This window comes from Sneathiella sp. (assembly GCF_029233945.1).
GTDB lineage: Bacteria > Pseudomonadota > Alphaproteobacteria > Sneathiellales > Sneathiellaceae > Sneathiella.
In genome coordinates this window covers 23,862-40,124 of sequence record NZ_JARGOQ010000029.1, presented here as the reverse complement: position 1 = coordinate 40,124, position 16,263 = coordinate 23,862, and the positions used below count along the sequence as shown (strand labels likewise).

At 54.8% G+C, this 16,263-nt stretch carries 12 protein-coding genes and 1 tRNA gene; 9 read left to right on the top strand and 4 right to left on the bottom strand.

The features are described 5' to 3' along the window. Positions 1-282: 282 nt before the first annotated feature. From P1U71_RS10855 to P1U71_RS10825, 7 genes are all read left to right on the top strand, one after another. The gene (locus P1U71_RS10855; protein WP_301105626.1) at positions 283-1,650 is read left to right on the top strand and encodes a DNA methyltransferase; all 1,368 of its coding nucleotides are present in this window, start codon (positions 283-285) and stop codon (positions 1,648-1,650) included. Continuing rightward, positions 1,647-2,051, top strand: a complete 405-nt coding sequence (locus P1U71_RS10850; RefSeq protein WP_301105625.1) for a DUF5681 domain-containing protein — start codon at positions 1,647-1,649, stop codon at positions 2,049-2,051. The genes P1U71_RS10855 and P1U71_RS10850 overlap by 4 nt, the downstream gene beginning before the upstream one ends. Before the next feature lie 23 nt (positions 2,052-2,074). Next, positions 2,075-2,494 carry a DUF5681 domain-containing protein gene (locus P1U71_RS10845; protein ID WP_301105624.1) on the top strand — a complete coding sequence of 140 codons (420 nt, stop codon included), beginning with the start codon at positions 2,075-2,077 and terminating at the stop codon, positions 2,492-2,494. A 320-nt stretch (positions 2,495-2,814) separates the two neighbouring features. Further along, positions 2,815-3,753 carry a hypothetical protein gene (locus P1U71_RS10840; protein ID WP_301105623.1) on the top strand — a complete coding sequence of 313 codons (939 nt, stop codon included), beginning with the start codon at positions 2,815-2,817 and terminating at the stop codon, positions 3,751-3,753. 188 nt (positions 3,754-3,941) lie between these two features. Then, a complete protein-coding gene (locus tag P1U71_RS10835) occupies positions 3,942-4,277 on the top strand; it encodes a DUF3489 domain-containing protein (protein WP_301105622.1) in 336 nt (111 codons plus the stop codon). A gap of 4 nt (positions 4,278-4,281) precedes the next feature. Further along, positions 4,282-4,701: a DUF2924 domain-containing protein gene (locus P1U71_RS10830; RefSeq protein ID WP_301105621.1), complete on the top strand. Its 420-nt coding sequence runs from the start codon at positions 4,282-4,284 to the stop codon at positions 4,699-4,701. Positions 4,702-4,707: 6 nt separating this feature from the next. Then, positions 4,708-6,393 (top strand): recombinase family protein, encoded by a 1,686-nt coding sequence (locus P1U71_RS10825; protein WP_301105620.1) that lies wholly within the window; start codon positions 4,708-4,710, stop codon positions 6,391-6,393. Between the two features lie 402 nt (positions 6,394-6,795). Here the strand turns inward: P1U71_RS10825 and P1U71_RS10820 are convergent. The 4 genes from P1U71_RS10820 to P1U71_RS10805 form a co-directional block, all read right to left on the bottom strand. Further along, a tRNA-Ile gene (locus P1U71_RS10820) sits at positions 6,796-6,872 on the bottom strand. A 129-nt stretch (positions 6,873-7,001) separates the two neighbouring features. Further along, positions 7,002-9,080: an RNA polymerase sigma factor RpoD gene (gene rpoD, locus P1U71_RS10815; protein ID WP_301105619.1), complete on the bottom strand. Its 2,079-nt coding sequence runs from the start codon at positions 9,078-9,080 to the stop codon at positions 7,002-7,004. Between the two features lie 68 nt (positions 9,081-9,148). Further along, a complete protein-coding gene (dnaG, locus tag P1U71_RS10810) occupies positions 9,149-11,038 on the bottom strand; it encodes a DNA primase (protein ID WP_301105618.1) in 1,890 nt (629 codons plus the stop codon). 77 nt (positions 11,039-11,115) lie between these two features. Continuing rightward, entirely contained in the window at positions 11,116-11,574 is a 459-nt protein-coding gene (locus P1U71_RS10805; RefSeq protein ID WP_301105617.1) for a GatB/YqeY domain-containing protein, read from the bottom strand. 220 nt (positions 11,575-11,794) lie between these two features. Between P1U71_RS10805 and carA the strand changes: the two genes are divergently transcribed. Beyond that, a complete protein-coding gene (carA, locus tag P1U71_RS10800; RefSeq protein WP_301105616.1) occupies positions 11,795-12,979 on the top strand; it encodes a glutamine-hydrolyzing carbamoyl-phosphate synthase small subunit in 1,185 nt (394 codons plus the stop codon). Next, positions 12,972-16,214 (top strand): carbamoyl-phosphate synthase large subunit, encoded by a 3,243-nt coding sequence (gene carB / locus P1U71_RS10795; protein ID WP_301105615.1) that lies wholly within the window; start codon positions 12,972-12,974, stop codon positions 16,212-16,214. The genes carA and carB overlap by 8 nt, the downstream gene beginning before the upstream one ends. The last annotated feature ends 49 nt before the right edge of the window (positions 16,215-16,263 follow it).

The window sequence follows — 16,263 nt, the reverse complement described above, 5'->3', positions numbered from 1 at the left end:
GGAACCGAATGAACCCGAGTTGTCTTCTGTTGCGCAAGGCCTTAGCAGACATTTCCCCTTGCAATCCCCGCGTGTTTATCCTATATTAGTGGTGCCTTAGAAGAAGGTAATTGGCGGGCATGGCCCTGTCGAAACCCTTCTTCGGTGGATGGAAAAGCGAAGCATGGTCTTGCGCACTGTCCTGAACGGTCCATAGCTTTCCATGGTGTGAGCGTGGTTTTCGGAAACTTTCCGGAACTACGCTTTTTTTTATGGCTGGTTCCGATTTTATAGGAGCCTGTCATGCTCATGAAACATATGGAAATAACCCTTCAGCGCCTTGACGCGCTTACCCCGGCTGCGCGCAACCCGCGCACCCATTCAAAAAAGCAGGTCCGGCAGATCGCCGCCAGCATCGAGGCATTCGGCTTTACCAATCCGGTCCTCGTGGATGGGGCGGGCGGCGTCATCGCCGGTCACGGCCGGATCGAGGCGGCGCGGCTGCTGAAGATGGAAACCGTGCCGACGCTCTGCCTTGAGGATCTCACGCAAGAACAGATCCGGGCCTATATCATCGCCGATAACCGGCTTGCCGAACTTGCCGGCTGGGACCGCGAGATCCTGGCCATAGAGCTGCAGGAACTGCTGACAATCGATCTTGACTTTGATCTTATCCTTACCGGATTTGATACCCCGGAGATCGATATCCTGATCGGTGAGCTCAATGCGGATACGTCAGATGATCCGATTGAGGATATCCCGCTGCCTGATACCGGACCGGCCGTCACACAGGTAGGTGATATCTGGCAGATCGGCCCTCACCGGCTGATCTGCGGCGATGCCACCGATGCAAACATCTATACTGCCCTTCTGGAGGGCGACAGGGCGCAGCTGGTCTTTACCGACCCGCCCTATAACGTTCCCGTCGACGGCCATGTCTGCGGCCTCGGCAAGATCCGCCATCGCGAGTTCGCCATGGCGGCAGGAGAAATGGATGAGGAGGGCTTTACTGCTTTCCTGGGTACCGTCTTCCGGAACCTCGCCCGCTTCAGCAGTGACGGCGCGGTGCAGTTTATCTGCATGGACTGGCGCCATATCGGCGAGATGAGCGTTGCCGGCAAGATCGCCTACTCTTCATTGATGAATATCTGTATCTGGGCCAAGACCAATGGGGGGATGGGATCGCTTTACCGGTCGCAGCATGAGCTTGTCTTTGTCTTCAAGGCGGGGGCGGATAAACATATCAACAATGTCGAACTCGGCAAACATGGGCGTTACCGCACCAATCTCTGGACCTATGCCGGGATCAACAGCTTTGGCAAAACCCGCGATGCTGATCTCGCCCTACATCCGACCGTCAAACCCGTCGCCCTGGTCGCCGATGCCCTTCTCGACTGCTCGAAACGCAACGGCATTGTCCTCGATGCCTTTGCCGGCAGCGGCACGACCCTGATCGCCGCCAACCAAACCGGACGGCGCGGCTATGGCATCGAGCTCGACCCCCGCTACTGCGATGTCATTGTCAAACGGCTCGCAGAAGCTGCCAACGCCCCGGCGATCAATAAGGCGACCGGAAAGACATTTGACAAGATTGCCGCGGAAAGGACCGTGGGTCCCTGTGAGAGCTCTCTCCCCGCCCCAAATAGCAATCGCAAAGGGAGGGCGTCATGACGGACAGGAAAGAACCTGATGGCAACTATGAAGTCGGGCACGGCCGGCCACCAAAAGCAACCCGCTGGAAGAAGGGCCAGTCGGGCAATCCAAAAGGCCGGCCGAAAACTGAAAGGACGGGTCCGCTTGATATATCGGACATTCTCGACAAACCGGTCACGATGAGGATTAACGGCAAGGCCAGACAGATACATCCCTTTGAAGGGATGGTCTGGCAGATGGTCCAGCAGGCGATGAAGGGCGAAATCACGCCGCTGATCCGGCTTGTCGAGCTCTGTGAAGAATTTGGCCTTATTCATATCCCGCCCCCCGAATATAGCGGCAGCGTTATCTTCGCTCCAAAGGGAATGACCCCCGCTGAATATGTGAAACAATTTGCAGACCCCGTTGAAGAGGGATAGCTGCCAGACAAGAGGAGACAATTATGTCAAGTAACGATACCAAACTGACCTCAGGAACAATGCCTCCGAAAGACGGCTTTAATCCGGGCGGACGGCCAAAGGGATCGAAAAACCTCAAAACGATGCTACGGGATATCATGCTGCAGGAATATGTCGTGACAGAAGACGGCAAGAAAAAACGACTGACCTTGCTGCAAATCACCCTGCTTAATCTTCGCAAGGCGGCCCTGGAAGACGCCAGCCCGAGAGCGATGAAGAAATTTCTACAGATGCAGGAAAACTATCGACCTGACGGGATCGACGAAAACGGAGCTATTCTTCTGGCCCCCGCCGAGATGACCCCGGAAGAATGGGCAGCAGAGCAATTGGAGAAAAACAAGACCCGCAAGCCGCCACCGGGCGTCTATGACGATGAGGAGGATGACGACCCGTACTATGACTAACATCTTTGCCACAGTCTTCACTTGTTCTGCGGAAGCCGGGCGTGTCATGGCCTGATCCGCTTGAACTCCGCGGACAGGCAAGCTAACGTCCAGGTCGCGGGTATGGTTTTACCCGCCGGGGCTTAAGAACCCTGCAACGTGCGGCTGGCATCAGCCGGAATGATGCCGCCTTTCGGTCCTCTATGGCCGGGAGGCGGCGATGTATGTCCAGGCTTCACGGCTAAAGATCGTCGCGGTTGTCTGTGTGCAACTTCTTAACTCCCGGTCACCAGGGCGGCAACGCTCCGGTGACCTTTTAGTTTTAAAAGGAGTTCGGAACGATGACACAGAGGACATTTACAAAAGCCCGCTATATCAAGCTCGGTGCGCGGGGCGGATGGGAACGGCACTGTCTGGAAGAAGGCATCGCGCCCCTCGCCTATTATGACGTCCCCCATGAGATGGCCCTGGCCGGTGACAGGGAGGCCATCAGAAAAATCTATCTCGATCTGGGTAAAACTGCCGGCACCGCCACCGGGCATGCCAGTCAGCTGCTCAGCTTCTATGATCCCGATCCCGATGTTCTCTGGATCACCTTCTCCGGCGGATCACTCTGGTGGGCGGTACTTGCCCCTGAAGTCGAATATCTCGGCCATGATCCTGAACAATACCCGCAAGGGAGCCGCTTCCGCCGCACGATATCGGGCTGGCAGAAGGTCTCGTTCGGAGGAACACCGCTGCTGATCGGCGAGCTCAGCGGCAATCTTACCAAAGTTGCCGCTTACCAGGGCACCATCTGTTCCCTCAAACCGGATCAGCTCGACTATCTGATGCGCAAGCTGCGGGATGAGGATCTTCCGGAGATCAGGGCGGCGCAAGCGGCTCGCCAACAGTTGCTGGCGACAACGGAAGAGATCATCAGACTTCTCGCCTGGCAGGATTTTGAACTCTTTACCGAACTCCTGTTCAGCCGCAGCGGCTGGCAACGCATCAGTTCCCTTGGCGGCACCCAGAAGACACTTGATCTCGAGTTACTCCTGCCGACGACCGGGGAGCGGGCCATCGTCCAGGTCAAGTCCGCCACCAGCCAGGCCCAGCTCGATGACTATATCGAGAGGTTCGGGGCAATGGCGGCGGACAAGTATTTTTATGTCTATCATTCCAGCAAACAAAGTCTTGATGCCCGGGACAGCGACGTCCTCCTGATGGACGCGCCTGCGCTTGCTGATCAGGCGCTGAAGGCAGGGCTTGTCGACTGGCTGATCGCAAAGGCAGCATGAGCAAACTGCCCGAAGATCACCCGGCGCAGAAAGGACTGGACTTCCGCCGCCAACAGAGCGGTACTGTGACGGCGATACAGGGCGCACGGACGCCCATAGTCGCCAGCCCGGCCTTGTATCTCCCACGGCGCCGGGCTCGCCTCAGTGCAAGCCCCGGCATCTAGCCGCGGCAAATCACGGAGGTCGATATGACAGTAACAGAGACAGAACCGAAACCGGAGGCAATCGAAACAAAGGCGGAAATGCCGCCACCGATTACAACGCCCGCCAAAGCGGCAGACAAACAGGCATCCCCTTCCCGCACACGGAAGCCGGTAAAACCCTCCCCTAAAAAGCCCGATATTATCCTTAAGCTTGTCAAACGTTCAAAAGGCGCGCGGATGCAGGACCTGCAGAAGGCAACCGGATGGCAAGCCCATAGCATCCGGGCGGCACTGACGGGTTTGCGGAAACAGGGTATTCCGATTGACCGGCAGAAGAATACGGCCGGGGAGACCATCTACAAGCTGATTGCGGAGGAGTAGTTTCATGACAACTTCTGCTTCCCCGACGCAAATAACGCTAGCGCGGCCTGAACTGATGAAAGCCTGGTCCCTTGCCTATGGCGGGCCGCCCTCTAAAAACATCAGTACCCGGCTACTCCGTCTCGCCTGCGACTATAACCGACAGGCAAAGGAATATGGTGGGATCCGAAAATCGACATTGCGTGAGTTAAGAAAATATGTCCCTGCGCCTTATAAGACAGGTCCAATCATTGAAACACCAACGGCGACGACAAAGCCGGTGCCGGGAACCAGGCTGGTGCGTGAATGGCGGGGGAATACGCATATGGTGGACATTGAGGAAAATGGCTTTGTCTATCAGGGAAAATCCTATCGGTCGTTATCAGCCATCGCCCGAACCATTACCGGCGCCCGCTGGTCGGGTCCGAGGTTCTTCGGGGTGTGATCTGTTATGAAGCGCTGCGCCATCTATACCCGTAAATCGACCGAGGATGGTCTGGAACAGGATTTTAACTCCCTGCATGCCCAGCGGGAAGCCTGTGAAGCCTATATCAAGAGCCAGCGACATGAGGGCTGGAAGCTTGTGCAAACTGCCTTTGATGATGGCGGTTACTCAGGTGGCACCATGGACCGTCCTGCCCTCAAGGAACTGTTAGCAGCCATTGACAGGCGAGAGATCGATATCATCATCGTCTATAAGGTGGATCGCCTCACCCGGTCCCTCGCTGACTTCTCGAAGATCATCGAAAATCTGGATAAACACGATGTCTCCTTTGTCTCGGTGACGCAAGCGTTCAATACCACCTCCTCCATGGGGCGGCTGACATTGAATGTGCTTCTCTCCTTTGCCCAGTTTGAACGGGAGGTCACCGCCGAGCGTATCCGGGACAAGATCGCCGCATCCAAGAAGAAAGGCATGTGGATGGGTGGCAACCTGCCGCTCGGATATGATGTTGCTGATCGCAAGCTGGTGATCAATGAAAAGGAAGCTGACACTGTCCGACAGTTGTTTGTGCTCTATGTCAAGCTCGGGACGGTCCGGCTTTTAAAAGCTGAAGCAGATCGCCTCGGCATTGTTACCAAGCAGAATATCCGAAAGGATGGATCTGTTACAGGCGGCAAGCCGTTCTTGCGCGGCAATCTGTATCGGCTGCTGTCCAATCCTCTTTATATCGGCATGATCCCGCATAAAGGAGAAACTTACCCCGGCCAGCATGACGCCATCATCGATCAGGGGACTTGGGACCAGGTTCAGCAGATTATGAGCGGTAACCGCCGAGAGCGGTCTTCGCCGATCAATGTGAAGGCACCGTTTCTGCTGACGGGGCTGGTCTTTGACGAAGCCGGAGAACCGCTCTATCAAGCCCAGGCCAGCAAGAAGGGCAAGCGGTATCGCTATTATATCTCGAAGCAGCTGGCGCTGGACCCAAAGTCAGAGAGTAATGGGTGGCGGCTGTCTGCCCAAACACTGGAGGCGACGGTTATCCGTCCGGTGAAAGAACTGCTTCAAAACCAGCAAAGGTTGATGGATTTGCTACAACTTGCCAACCCCGCTCCTTCCCTGTTGCAGACACTGAAACTCAAGGCAGATGAATTGGCAGGCAAACTGATTGAAGAGAATACCGGGCATCAGCAAGCCATCCTGCAGGCACTCATTCACAGAGTTGGCCTATACGCCGACGCCATCACGATTGATCTAAGCCGCAAGGCCCTGGCCAGATTATTGACGATGGAGGAGAATATCGCCAGTAATGAGCATGACAACATTATTCCTCTGAACCTTGCCATCACCTTGCAGCGCAAGGGAGTTGAGGCAAAGCTGATAATCGTCGGCCATTCTGACCAACACCGAGAACCCGATCCCGATCTTTGTCAGCTGATTGCGAAGGCCAGATTCTGGTTTGATCAGCTGGCATCAGGAGAGGTCAAGTCAGTCAAGGAAATCGCGGATCGCGAAAAGGTCTTTGATACGGAGATAACCCGTGTGCTTCCACTTGCCTTTCTGGCGCCCGCCATCATTGAGGATATTCTTAACGGCCGTCAGCCGGAAACGTTGAATGTCAAATCCCTCAAAAGAATAAGTCCGCTCCCAACCGACTGGAATGAGCAACAAACGCGGCTCGGTTTCCATCAATAGTCCATCGTAATATCCCATGAACTGGACCCTGAAACGGGGCGGCAGAGACGAATGGGGAAATCTAAAGAATGTGGCTACTATGGAGAGTCTCTGCCATCACCAGATATCGCCAAAGGCCCCGGTTCTGCGGGGTTCAGAGGCGAACCTGGACTGGATCCAGGTTCGCCTCAGTTTGAGTGGTGGACCGCACAACACATGAACTCGCAACCAGGCAGTTTTTAACCCTTTGAATTCATTATAAGAATCACAGAGCCCTCGACAAGTCTCTGCCAGTTCTTCAAATATATCGAAAATTTAGGAAAATTTGCTATCACAGGGTTTTGAGAGACATAAACTGGTCGCTGGTTCGCAGCAAACCAACTGCATCATATCTCAAAAAACCCTGTAATAACAAAGTGTTAGTGGTGGGCCCGGTAGGACTTGAACCTACGACCAGTCCGTTATGAGCGGACGGCTCTAACCAGCTGAGCTACAGGCCCGAATTATGTTCCGCCATGACAAACTGACGCGAATAGTCTTTATCCGTGACTATTTAGCCTGTTCAGAAAAGGGACGCAATTGGCGAAATGACATTTTCGCCAATTTTATCGACGCAGTGGTGCGCCTGATCAGGTATCGAGGAAGCTCCTCAGTTTGCGGGATCGGCTGGGGTGTTTCAGCTTGCGGAGAGCTTTCGCCTCAATCTGGCGAATACGCTCGCGGGTTACGGAAAACTGCTGACCCACCTCTTCCAGCGTGTGATCGGTATTCATGCCGATGCCGAAGCGCATACGGAGCACACGCTCTTCACGCGGAGTGAGAGAGGCCAAAACCCGAGTCGTGGTTTCGCGCAAGTTCGACTGGATTGCCGCGTCCAACGGCTGAACGGCATTCTCATCCTGGATGAAATCGCCGAGATGGCTATCTTCCTCGTCACCGATCGGCGTTTCCAGACTGATCGGTTCTTTCGCGATCTTCATGACTTTACGCACTTTTTCAAGCGGCATGCCAAGCTTGACCGCCAGTTCCTCCGGTGTCGGCTCACGGCCAATCTCATGCAGCATTTGGCGCGATGTTCGGACGAGCTTGTTGATCGTCTCAATCATATGCACCGGAATACGGATGGTCCGCGCCTGATCCGCAATCGAGCGAGTAATCGCCTGCCTGATCCACCATGTCGCATAAGTTGAGAATTTATAGCCGCGACGATATTCGAACTTATCCACCGCCTTCATCAGGCCGATATTGCCTTCCTGAATGAGGTCGAGAAATTGCAGACCGCGATTGGTGTATTTCTTGGCAATCGAGATCACGAGACGGAGGTTGGCCTCCACCATTTCCTTCTTGGCGCGGCTTGCTTCGCGCTCGCCCTGCTGCACCGTACTGACGATGCGGCGGAACTCGTTCATCGGCATCCCGAATTCGGAACTGATCTTGATGATTTCGGCGCGGATTTCGCCAATGCTGTTCGTCTCGCTCGCGACGAAATCCTTCCATCCCTTTGCCTTGAGAGTGCCCATTTTATCGACCCAGCCGGGATCAAGCTCATTTCCGAAATAATTCTCAAGGAAGCTTGCACGGGAGACCTTGTGACGCTCAGCCAGACGCAGGAGTTTACCCTCCAGACTCATCAGCCGGCGGTTAATGCCATAGAGCTGATCGACCAGCGCTTCGATCCGGTTATTGGTGAGATGGACATCATCCATAAGCTTCACCAGCTCAAGCTTCAGCTTTTCGTACTTCTTTTCCTGCGAGCTGGAGACAGACTCATTTTCAAGCGCCGCCGTCAGCCGGGCTTCCTGAAGCTTGTGCAGCTTTTTATATGTCTTGGCAATTTCGTCGAAGCGTTCGAAGACTTCCGGCTTCAGCGTCTCTTCAAGGGCCGCGAGAGACATCGTGTTTTCTTCGGCGTCATCCTCGTCGTCGTCTTCGCTTTCCTTGCTGCTGCCTTCTTCGCCGTCTTCCTCTTCGTTGTCCTCTTCACTTTCCTCAGAATCGGAATCGCCGTCTTCGTCGTCATCGCTCAGGCCCTTGGCGGGAAGCTCGTCATCCTCGCTATCCTCACTGAACCCTTCTTGCAGCGCCTTTTCGGCCGCCGCGCCCGCGCCATAAGTCGCGTCCAAGTCGATCACATCACGAAGCAGGAGTTTTTCCTGAAGCATCAATTCGCGCCAGTTCAGAATGGCACGGATGGTAAGCGGGCTTTCACAAATAGCCCCGATGAGTTTACCCCGGCCCGCCTCAATCCTTTTCGCGATGGCGATTTCGCCCTCACGCGAAAGAAGCTCCACCGTGCCCATCTCACGCAAGTACATCCGGACGGGATCATCCGTGCGATCACCCGCAGTCGACGCCGGTTTCTCCGGCGTTTCCTTTACGCTTTTTTCCGGAACCTCGTCATCATCGTCATCATCGTCATCACTGTCTTTACTTTGTGTCGCAGGCGCTTCATCGCCGCCCTCTTCATCATTCTCAACAACATTGATGCCCATTTCCGACAGCAGGGACATGGTATCCTCGATCTGCTCCGACGACATCTGGTCCTGAGGCAGCACAGCGTTTAACTCGTCGAAGGTGACATATCCCTTTTCCTTCGCTTTCGCGAGCATCTTCTTGACGGCTGCCTGGGAGGCATCAATCAACGGACTATCGGGGCTTTCATCGCTCTGATCCGACGTATCAACGGCTTCCGCACTCTTTGTCGCCATAAATTCTAACTCCTGAAAAATTCCGCTGTATATGCCCTGCGCAGCGGGCTCAAATGGATCCTGCTTATCTAAATAATCTTATTGCGACCGGACGCCAGTCCGAAACCGTCAAGGTTCGCCTCATTACCCGAGGCATCCTGCAATGCTTTCTTCGCCATCTTCAACCGATCAAGATTTTTCGCCGTTGCGTTTTCTCCCAATTCACGCTCCGCCGCTTCAAGGTCTTTTTGCAATGCCTCCAGCTTGTGGCGGGCCACAATATGCAACCAGGCATTCAGCGCATCCTCATATGCCGTAGCAGGATCAACGAACCAATCCAGCGACTTAGTTGTTGGCCCCTGCAATCTCTTTACCTGTTCAGACAAATTACGTTTAGCTAGATGGTGCGCCATGCCTGAATAGTCAAGTGATGATTCGACTGTTGCAATATCTATTATCGCCCGCCGTATTCTGTCAAGTTGAGGGCCGGCGAGATGCAGGGACGCTAGAGTTTCAAAGTGATTTTCTATTATGCCCGGGTGATTTATGGCGGCTAACAGGATTAATTCCTCTCGTCGGGCGCCATCAGGCACAGCCGTCTTTCGAAGGGTGGCAGACGGCATTTTGCGCGAATCACCTGATCGATTCGCGAATCGGCCGAATCGGTTGTGGTCTGCACGACCATTTGCGGATCGACCTGCAGCCTCTTTTTTCCTGCGGAATGTCTGCCAGAGCTTATCTTTAAAGAAATTGCGATAATATCCCTGAACCGCCGGATCACGCATGTCATCACACAGACCGTACAGGGCCTTTTCGAGTGCGGCTTTACGCTCCGGCGTATCAACCGGGCGTCCCTCCGTCTCTTTGCGCCAAAGGATTTCCGAAAGCGGCAGGGCTTTATCGAGGATATCCTTCATCGCCCCGGCCCCCTCTTTACGGATCAGGTCATCCGGATCGAGCCCGGCCGGGAGCAATGCAAATCTCAGGGAATGGCCGGGCCGCAGAAGTGGCAAAGCCCGCTCCGACGTGCGCAAGGCCGCTCGCCAGCCCGCTGTGTCACCATCAAGGCACAAAATAGGCTCAGCCGCCATCTTCCATAAGATCTGCAATTGGTCTTCCGTAATGGCTGTTCCAAGCGGCGCGACCGATTGCGTGAAACCCGCTTCACTCAACGCAATCACATCCATATAGCCTTCGGCGACGATGATCGTCCCAGAGTCAAACGTCTTCTGACGCGCCAATGCCAAATTATAAAGGACATGCCCCTTATGAAAGAGGGGGGTCTCCGGAGAGTTCAGATATTTTGCCGGCGCATCACCGAGCGCCCGACCGCCAAACGCGATGACACGTCCCCGCCGGTCCGCTATCGGAAACATCAGGCGATCACGAAAGCGGTCATAGCTCTCCCGGCCATCCTCCGGCTTGATGACAAGCCCCCCTTCAATCAGCGTTGCCTCGGTCACACCCCGGGCGATCAGCGCCTCTTTAAGGGCGGTCCGACTGGTTGGCGCAAACCCCAGCCGAAAGTTTGCGACCGCCGCATCCGACAGCTGACGTCGGGCAAGGTATGCGCGCGCGCCAGCCCCGGCCCCGCTTACCAATTGGGCGGAAAACCATTTAGCGGCGAGTTCCATGGCATCATGCAAAGTTGCCGCGCGCTGCTGACGCGCCTTCTCCTCTGGTCGCTCCACCGGCATCTCCAGACCAGCAAGCGCGGCGAGCCGTTCAACGGCCTCAGGAAAGGCCACCCCTTCCGTCTGTTTGACGAATTCAATCAAGTCGCCATTGGCACCGCAACCGAAGCAGTGATAGAAGCCCTTCTCCTCATTGACCGTGAAGGACGGGGTTTTCTCGTTGTGAAACGGACAAAGGCCGGAATATTCCCGGCCCTTCTTGGTGAGCTTTGTCCGGCGGCCAATCAGATCCGCAAGGCTGACACGCGCCTTAAGCTCTTCCATGAAATGTGGCGGAAAGGCCATCTCTTTGTCCAACCCAATTTAATAATTTAACCGGTTAAATTATTAAATGATGATCACCTAAAATCTATCCGGCAGGTTCACGCGCCAAGCGCGCCCTTTACGATAGCGCTCGCCTTGGAAAAGTCCATCTGACCGGCATACCGTGTTTTCAACTCGGCCATCGTCTTGCCCATATCCTTGAGGCCATTCGCCCCGATATCCGCGATGACCGCCTCCACTGCCTTGCGGGTCTCCGCCTCATCGAACTGCTTTGGCAGATAATCGGAGATGATATCGATTTCTTCCTGCTCTGCAGTGGCAAGGTCAACCCGACCGCCCTTTTCATAGGCGGCAATTGAGTCTTTTCGCTGGCGCACCATGGTTGTCAGCATCTGCAGAATTTCGTCATCCGTGATTCCCTCTTCCGCGCCTTTATCCCGCGCGGCGAGGTCCCGGTCCTGCAAAGTAGCAAGGATAAGACGTAGCGTTGAAATCCGACGCTTATCCTTTGATTTCATTGCTTCTTTTAGCGACTCTTTTATTTCGTTCCGTAACATTAATATCCGAATCTATAGTGAAGAAAGCCGCCATACTAACGGAAACAGCTGTTTATGGCAAACCAAATATTATTGCTAAGACATTGATTTTAAACACTTATTTTTGCGCCGAAAAACTTGACGCGCATCATCAAACTGCTTATGTTGCTGCGCAATATTCAGCTATCAGGCCAGAAAAATTTCGGCTCAGCGGAACTACCGCAAGAGGGTCCCTATTATCATGTCTTATGAAAACAACGGAGGCGCAGTCGACCTGAACAGTGAACGGACGGCGACAGCAGTCCTTGTGCTGGGCGATGGCACCGCATTTCACGGCTTCGGCATCGGAGCCGAGGGCGAAACCGTCGGAGAGGTTTGTTTCAATACATCGATGACGGGCTATCAGGAAAGCCTGACGGATCCCTCCTTTGCCGGACAGCTCATCACTTTCACCTTTCCCCATATCGGTAATGTCGGCTTCAATGATGAGGATATAGAGACTTCCGGTATTGCTGCGAATGGATTGATTATCCGCGCCGATATCACAGACCCAGCCAACTGGCGCGCGGTCGGGTCCCTTGATGAGTGGCTGAAAACCCGCAAGCTTGTCGGCATTTCCGGCGTTGATACGCGCCGCCTCACCCATTTTATCCGGAAATCCGGGGCGCCCAACGGCGTGATCGCCCATCGCAAGGATGGCAAATTTGATATCGCCGCTCTTCAGGAAAAGGCCGCGAGCTGGCCGGGCCTGGAAGGCTTGGACCTTGCGAAGGAAGTCTCCTGCAAAGAACCCTATGAGTGGGCGGAGACAAACTGGCGCATCCAAAGCGGTTACGGTGCGCAGGAAACGCCCGATCGCCATATCGTCGCTGTCGATTACGGAGTGAAGCGCAATATCCTTCGCTGCCTGGCAGAGCTTGGCTGCCGCATCACGGTGGTGCCGGCTACTGCGACCTATGACGACATCATGGCACTCAAGCCTGACGGGATTTTCCTGGCGAACGGCCCCGGCGACCCCGCCGCAACCGGTAAATATGCTGTCCCGGTAATCCGGGAATGTGTCGATAGCGGCGTCCCCACTTTCGGCATCTGCCTCGGCCACCAGATGCTGGCCATCGCGCTCGGCGCGGAGACAATGAAAATGCATCAGGGTCACCGCGGCGCCAATCAGCCGGTAAAGGACCTGATCACCGGTAAAGTGGAGATCACATCGCAAAATCACGGTTTCGTCGTCAAGCGCGACAGCCTGCCCGATGGGGTGACAGAAACCCACAAATCCCTGTTCGACGGTGTGGTTGAAGGACTTGAGATCGATGGCAAGCCGGTTTTCTCGGTGCAATACCATCCGGAAGCGAGCCCTGGCCCGCATGACAGCCAATATCTTTTCAAACGGTTTATAGATCTGGTCGATAGAAAAAATGCCTAAACGTACCGATATTCAATCCATCATGATCATCGGCGCCGGGCCCATTATTATCGGCCAGGCCTGCGAGTTTGACTATTCCGGCACTCAGGCCTGTAAAGCCCTGAAGGAAGAAGGCTACCGCGTCATCCTCGTGAACTCCAACCCGGCGACGATCATGACCGATCCGGGCCTAGCCGACGCCACCTATGTCGAACCCATCACGCCGGAAATCGTTGAGAAAATCATCGAAAAAGAACGGCCTGATGCCATCCTCCCGACGATGGGGGGGCAGACTGCGCTCAATACCGCTCTTGCGCTTGCGGAAAGCGGCGCACTGGAAAGATACGGCGTACAGCTGATCGGCGCCAACAGGGAGGCCATTGCAAAAGCGGAGGACCGCGACCAGTTCCGCACTGCGATGCTGAAAATCGGCCTCGATATGCCATTAAGCGCCGTCGCCCACACACTCGAGGAAGCCTGGAAAGTGCTGGAGGAAGTAAATCTCCCCTGCATTATCCGACCCTCCTTTACGATGGGCGGAACGGGCGGCGGCATCGCCTATAACCGCGAAGAGTTCGAAGAGATTGTCACCGGCGGCCTTGATGCCTCCCCCACCACGGAAGTACTGGTGGAAGAGAGTATCGTCGGCTGGAAGGAATATGAGATGGAGGTTGTCCGCGACAAGGCGGATAACTGCATCATCATCTGCTCCATCGAAAATGTCGACCCGATGGGCGTCCATACGGGAGATTCCATCACGGTCGCCCCGGCGCTGACCCTCACCGATAAAGAATTCCAGATTATGCGCAATGCCTCGATTGCCGTATTGCGGGAAATCGGGGTGGAGACCGGCGGCTCCAACGTGCAGTTTGCCGTCAATCCGGAGAACGGCCGTCTGATTATTATCGAGATGAACCCGCGTGTTTCACGCTCAAGCGCGCTGGCCTCCAAGGCGACTGGGTTTCCGATTGCAAAAATCGCCGCCAAGCTCGCTGTCGGTTATACGCTTGATGAACTTGATAACGATATCACAGGTGTCACTCCGGCCTCGTTCGAGCCAACAATCGACTATGTGGTTACCAAGATTCCACGCTTCACCTTCGAGAAGTTTACCGGCACCGAGGCAAAACTCGGGACCGCGATGAAATCCGTCGGCGAAGCGATGGCGATCGGCCGGACATTCGCCGAGAGCCTGCAAAAGGCCTTGCGGTCGCTGGAAACCGGCCTCACCGGTCTCAATGAGCAAAATTTTGCGGGCCCCGGCGAAAGAAAGGCGGATAAGCAAAGAATTCAGGCCATTCTTGCCCAACCTACGCCGGAACGCATCCTGAATATCGCGCAAGCCTTCCGCGAAGGGCTGACGCTTGAGGAAGTCCGGGCTGCCAGCAAGTATGAACCCTGGTTCCTTGCTCAAATCCAATCCATCGTCGAGATGGAAAACGCGGTAAAGGAAAATGGGATTCCCACAACCAAGGGCGGTCTTCTCAAACTAAAATCCATGGGGTTCAGTGATCACCGGCTTGCCGAACTTGCCGGGACGCGAGAGGCGCATGTATTTGCGGCACGGAAAAAATTCGGGATTGAACCGGTCTACAAACGTATCGACACCTGCGCCGGGGAATTTCCCTCCCAAACACCCTATATGTATTCGACATATGAAGGCAATGAGTGGGACGACGCCGTCTGCGAGGCGGAACCGACCGACGCAAAGAAAATCGTTATTCTGGGCGGCGGACCAAACCGGATTGGTCAGGGGATTGAGTTTGACTACTGCTGCGTTCATGCCGCCTATGCCCTTTCAGAGGCGGGATATGAGACCATCATGGTCAATTGCAACCCGGAGACTGTGTCCACCGATTATGACACCTCTGACCGGCTCTATTTTGAGCCTCTGACTGTTGAAGATACTCTCGCAATCATCCGCAAGGAACAGTCGAACGGCACGCTTCACGGCGTGATCGTTCAGTTCGGCGGACAGACCCCGCTCAAGCTTGCGGCAGGGCTGGAGGCGGCAGGCGTACCCATCCTTGGCACATCTCCAGATGCGATTGACCTCGCGGAAGACCGCGAGAGGTTTCAGCAACTTCTTCACAAGCTTGATCTTAAACAGCCTGAGAATGGTATTGCCCGGTCAGTGCCAGAAGCTTTCGACATCGCGGAAAGAATTGGATATCCGGTTGTTGTCCGACCGTCCTACGTTCTTGGCGGGCGTGGAATGGAAATTGTTCGGGACGGTGAATCGCTCGATCGCTACATGCGCGAAGCAGTAATTGTTTCCGGCGAAAACCCGGTTCTGGTCGACGGGTATCTTCAGAATGCGATCGAAGTCGATGTCGATTGCCTGAGCGACGGGAAGACCGTCTTCGTTGCGGGCATTATGGAACATATCGAGGAAGCGGGCATTCATTCGGGTGATAGCGCCTGCGCGCTGCCGCCGCATACACTTTCAGACGAGCTTATCGAGGAAATCAAACGGCAAACCGAGGCGATGGCCCTCGCGCTCAATGTCGTCGGATTGATGAATGTGCAATTCGCCATCAAAGATGGCGTCATCTATATTCTGGAAGTCAATCCGCGGGCAAGCCGCACTGTCCCCTTCGTCGCCAAGAGCATCAATTACCCCATCGCCAAGATTGCCGCGCGCGTCATGGCGGGCGAATGCCTTAACAGCTTCAATCTTGAGTATCGCACGCTTAATCATGTCACGGTCAAGGAAGCCGTCTTCCCCTTCTCACGCTTTCCGGGCGTCGATGTGGTGCTGGGGCCGGAAATGCGCTCCACGGGTGAGGTTATGGGCATCGACACGGATTTCGGTGCCGCATTCCTGAAATCCCAGATTGCGGCGGGGGTCAAACTCCCGACCGAAGGCACCGTTTTCGTGTCGGTCAAGGATCTGGACAAGGAGCCGATTAAAAATGCCGTCGCCAAGCTCATCGCGCTCGGGTTCAAGATCGTCTCCACCGGAGGGACCGCTAAATATTTCAGTGACCACGGCCTTGAGGTCGCGCGCGTGAACAAGGTTATGGAGGGGCGGCCAAATATCGTTGATACCATGAAGAATGGCGATATTGCATTGGTCTTCAACACGACGGAGGGCGCGCAAGCTCTCCGCGACAGCTATGATATCCGCCATACGGCCCTTGTTATGAAAACACCATATTCAACAACAGTTGCCGGTGCTAACGCAACGGTTCAGGCAATTGAGAAAATTATAACAGGGACCCTTGAAGTTAAATCCCTTCAATCCTATTCTTAATTCCTTGACAAGCTTGGTATGAAACTTTAGTCAAGGCAGCTTTTGCGGT

What these genes read in the sequence shown, in the direction of transcription:
- P1U71_RS10855 (WP_301105626.1), top strand. Translation starts at nt 283, where the DNA reads ATGCTCATGAAACATATGGAAATAACCCTTCAGCGCCTTGACGCGCTT.
- P1U71_RS10850 (WP_301105625.1), top strand. Translation starts at nt 1,647, where the DNA reads ATGACGGACAGGAAAGAACCTGATGGCAACTATGAAGTCGGGCACGGC.
- P1U71_RS10845 (WP_301105624.1), top strand. Translation starts at nt 2,075, where the DNA reads ATGTCAAGTAACGATACCAAACTGACCTCAGGAACAATGCCTCCGAAA.
- P1U71_RS10840 (WP_301105623.1), top strand. Translation starts at nt 2,815, where the DNA reads ATGACACAGAGGACATTTACAAAAGCCCGCTATATCAAGCTCGGTGCG.
- P1U71_RS10835 (WP_301105622.1), top strand. Translation starts at nt 3,942, where the DNA reads ATGACAGTAACAGAGACAGAACCGAAACCGGAGGCAATCGAAACAAAG.
- P1U71_RS10830 (WP_301105621.1), top strand. Translation starts at nt 4,282, where the DNA reads ATGACAACTTCTGCTTCCCCGACGCAAATAACGCTAGCGCGGCCTGAA.
- P1U71_RS10825 (WP_301105620.1), top strand. Translation starts at nt 4,708, where the DNA reads ATGAAGCGCTGCGCCATCTATACCCGTAAATCGACCGAGGATGGTCTG.
- rpoD (WP_301105619.1), bottom strand. Translation starts at nt 9,080, where the DNA reads ATGGCGACAAAGAGTGCGGAAGCCGTTGATACGTCGGATCAGAGCGAT.
- dnaG (WP_301105618.1), bottom strand. Translation starts at nt 11,038, where the DNA reads ATGGCCTTTCCGCCACATTTCATGGAAGAGCTTAAGGCGCGTGTCAGC.
- P1U71_RS10805 (WP_301105617.1), bottom strand. Translation starts at nt 11,574, where the DNA reads ATGTTACGGAACGAAATAAAAGAGTCGCTAAAAGAAGCAATGAAATCA.
- carA (WP_301105616.1), top strand. Translation starts at nt 11,795, where the DNA reads ATGTCTTATGAAAACAACGGAGGCGCAGTCGACCTGAACAGTGAACGG.
- carB (WP_301105615.1), top strand. Translation starts at nt 12,972, where the DNA reads ATGCCTAAACGTACCGATATTCAATCCATCATGATCATCGGCGCCGGG.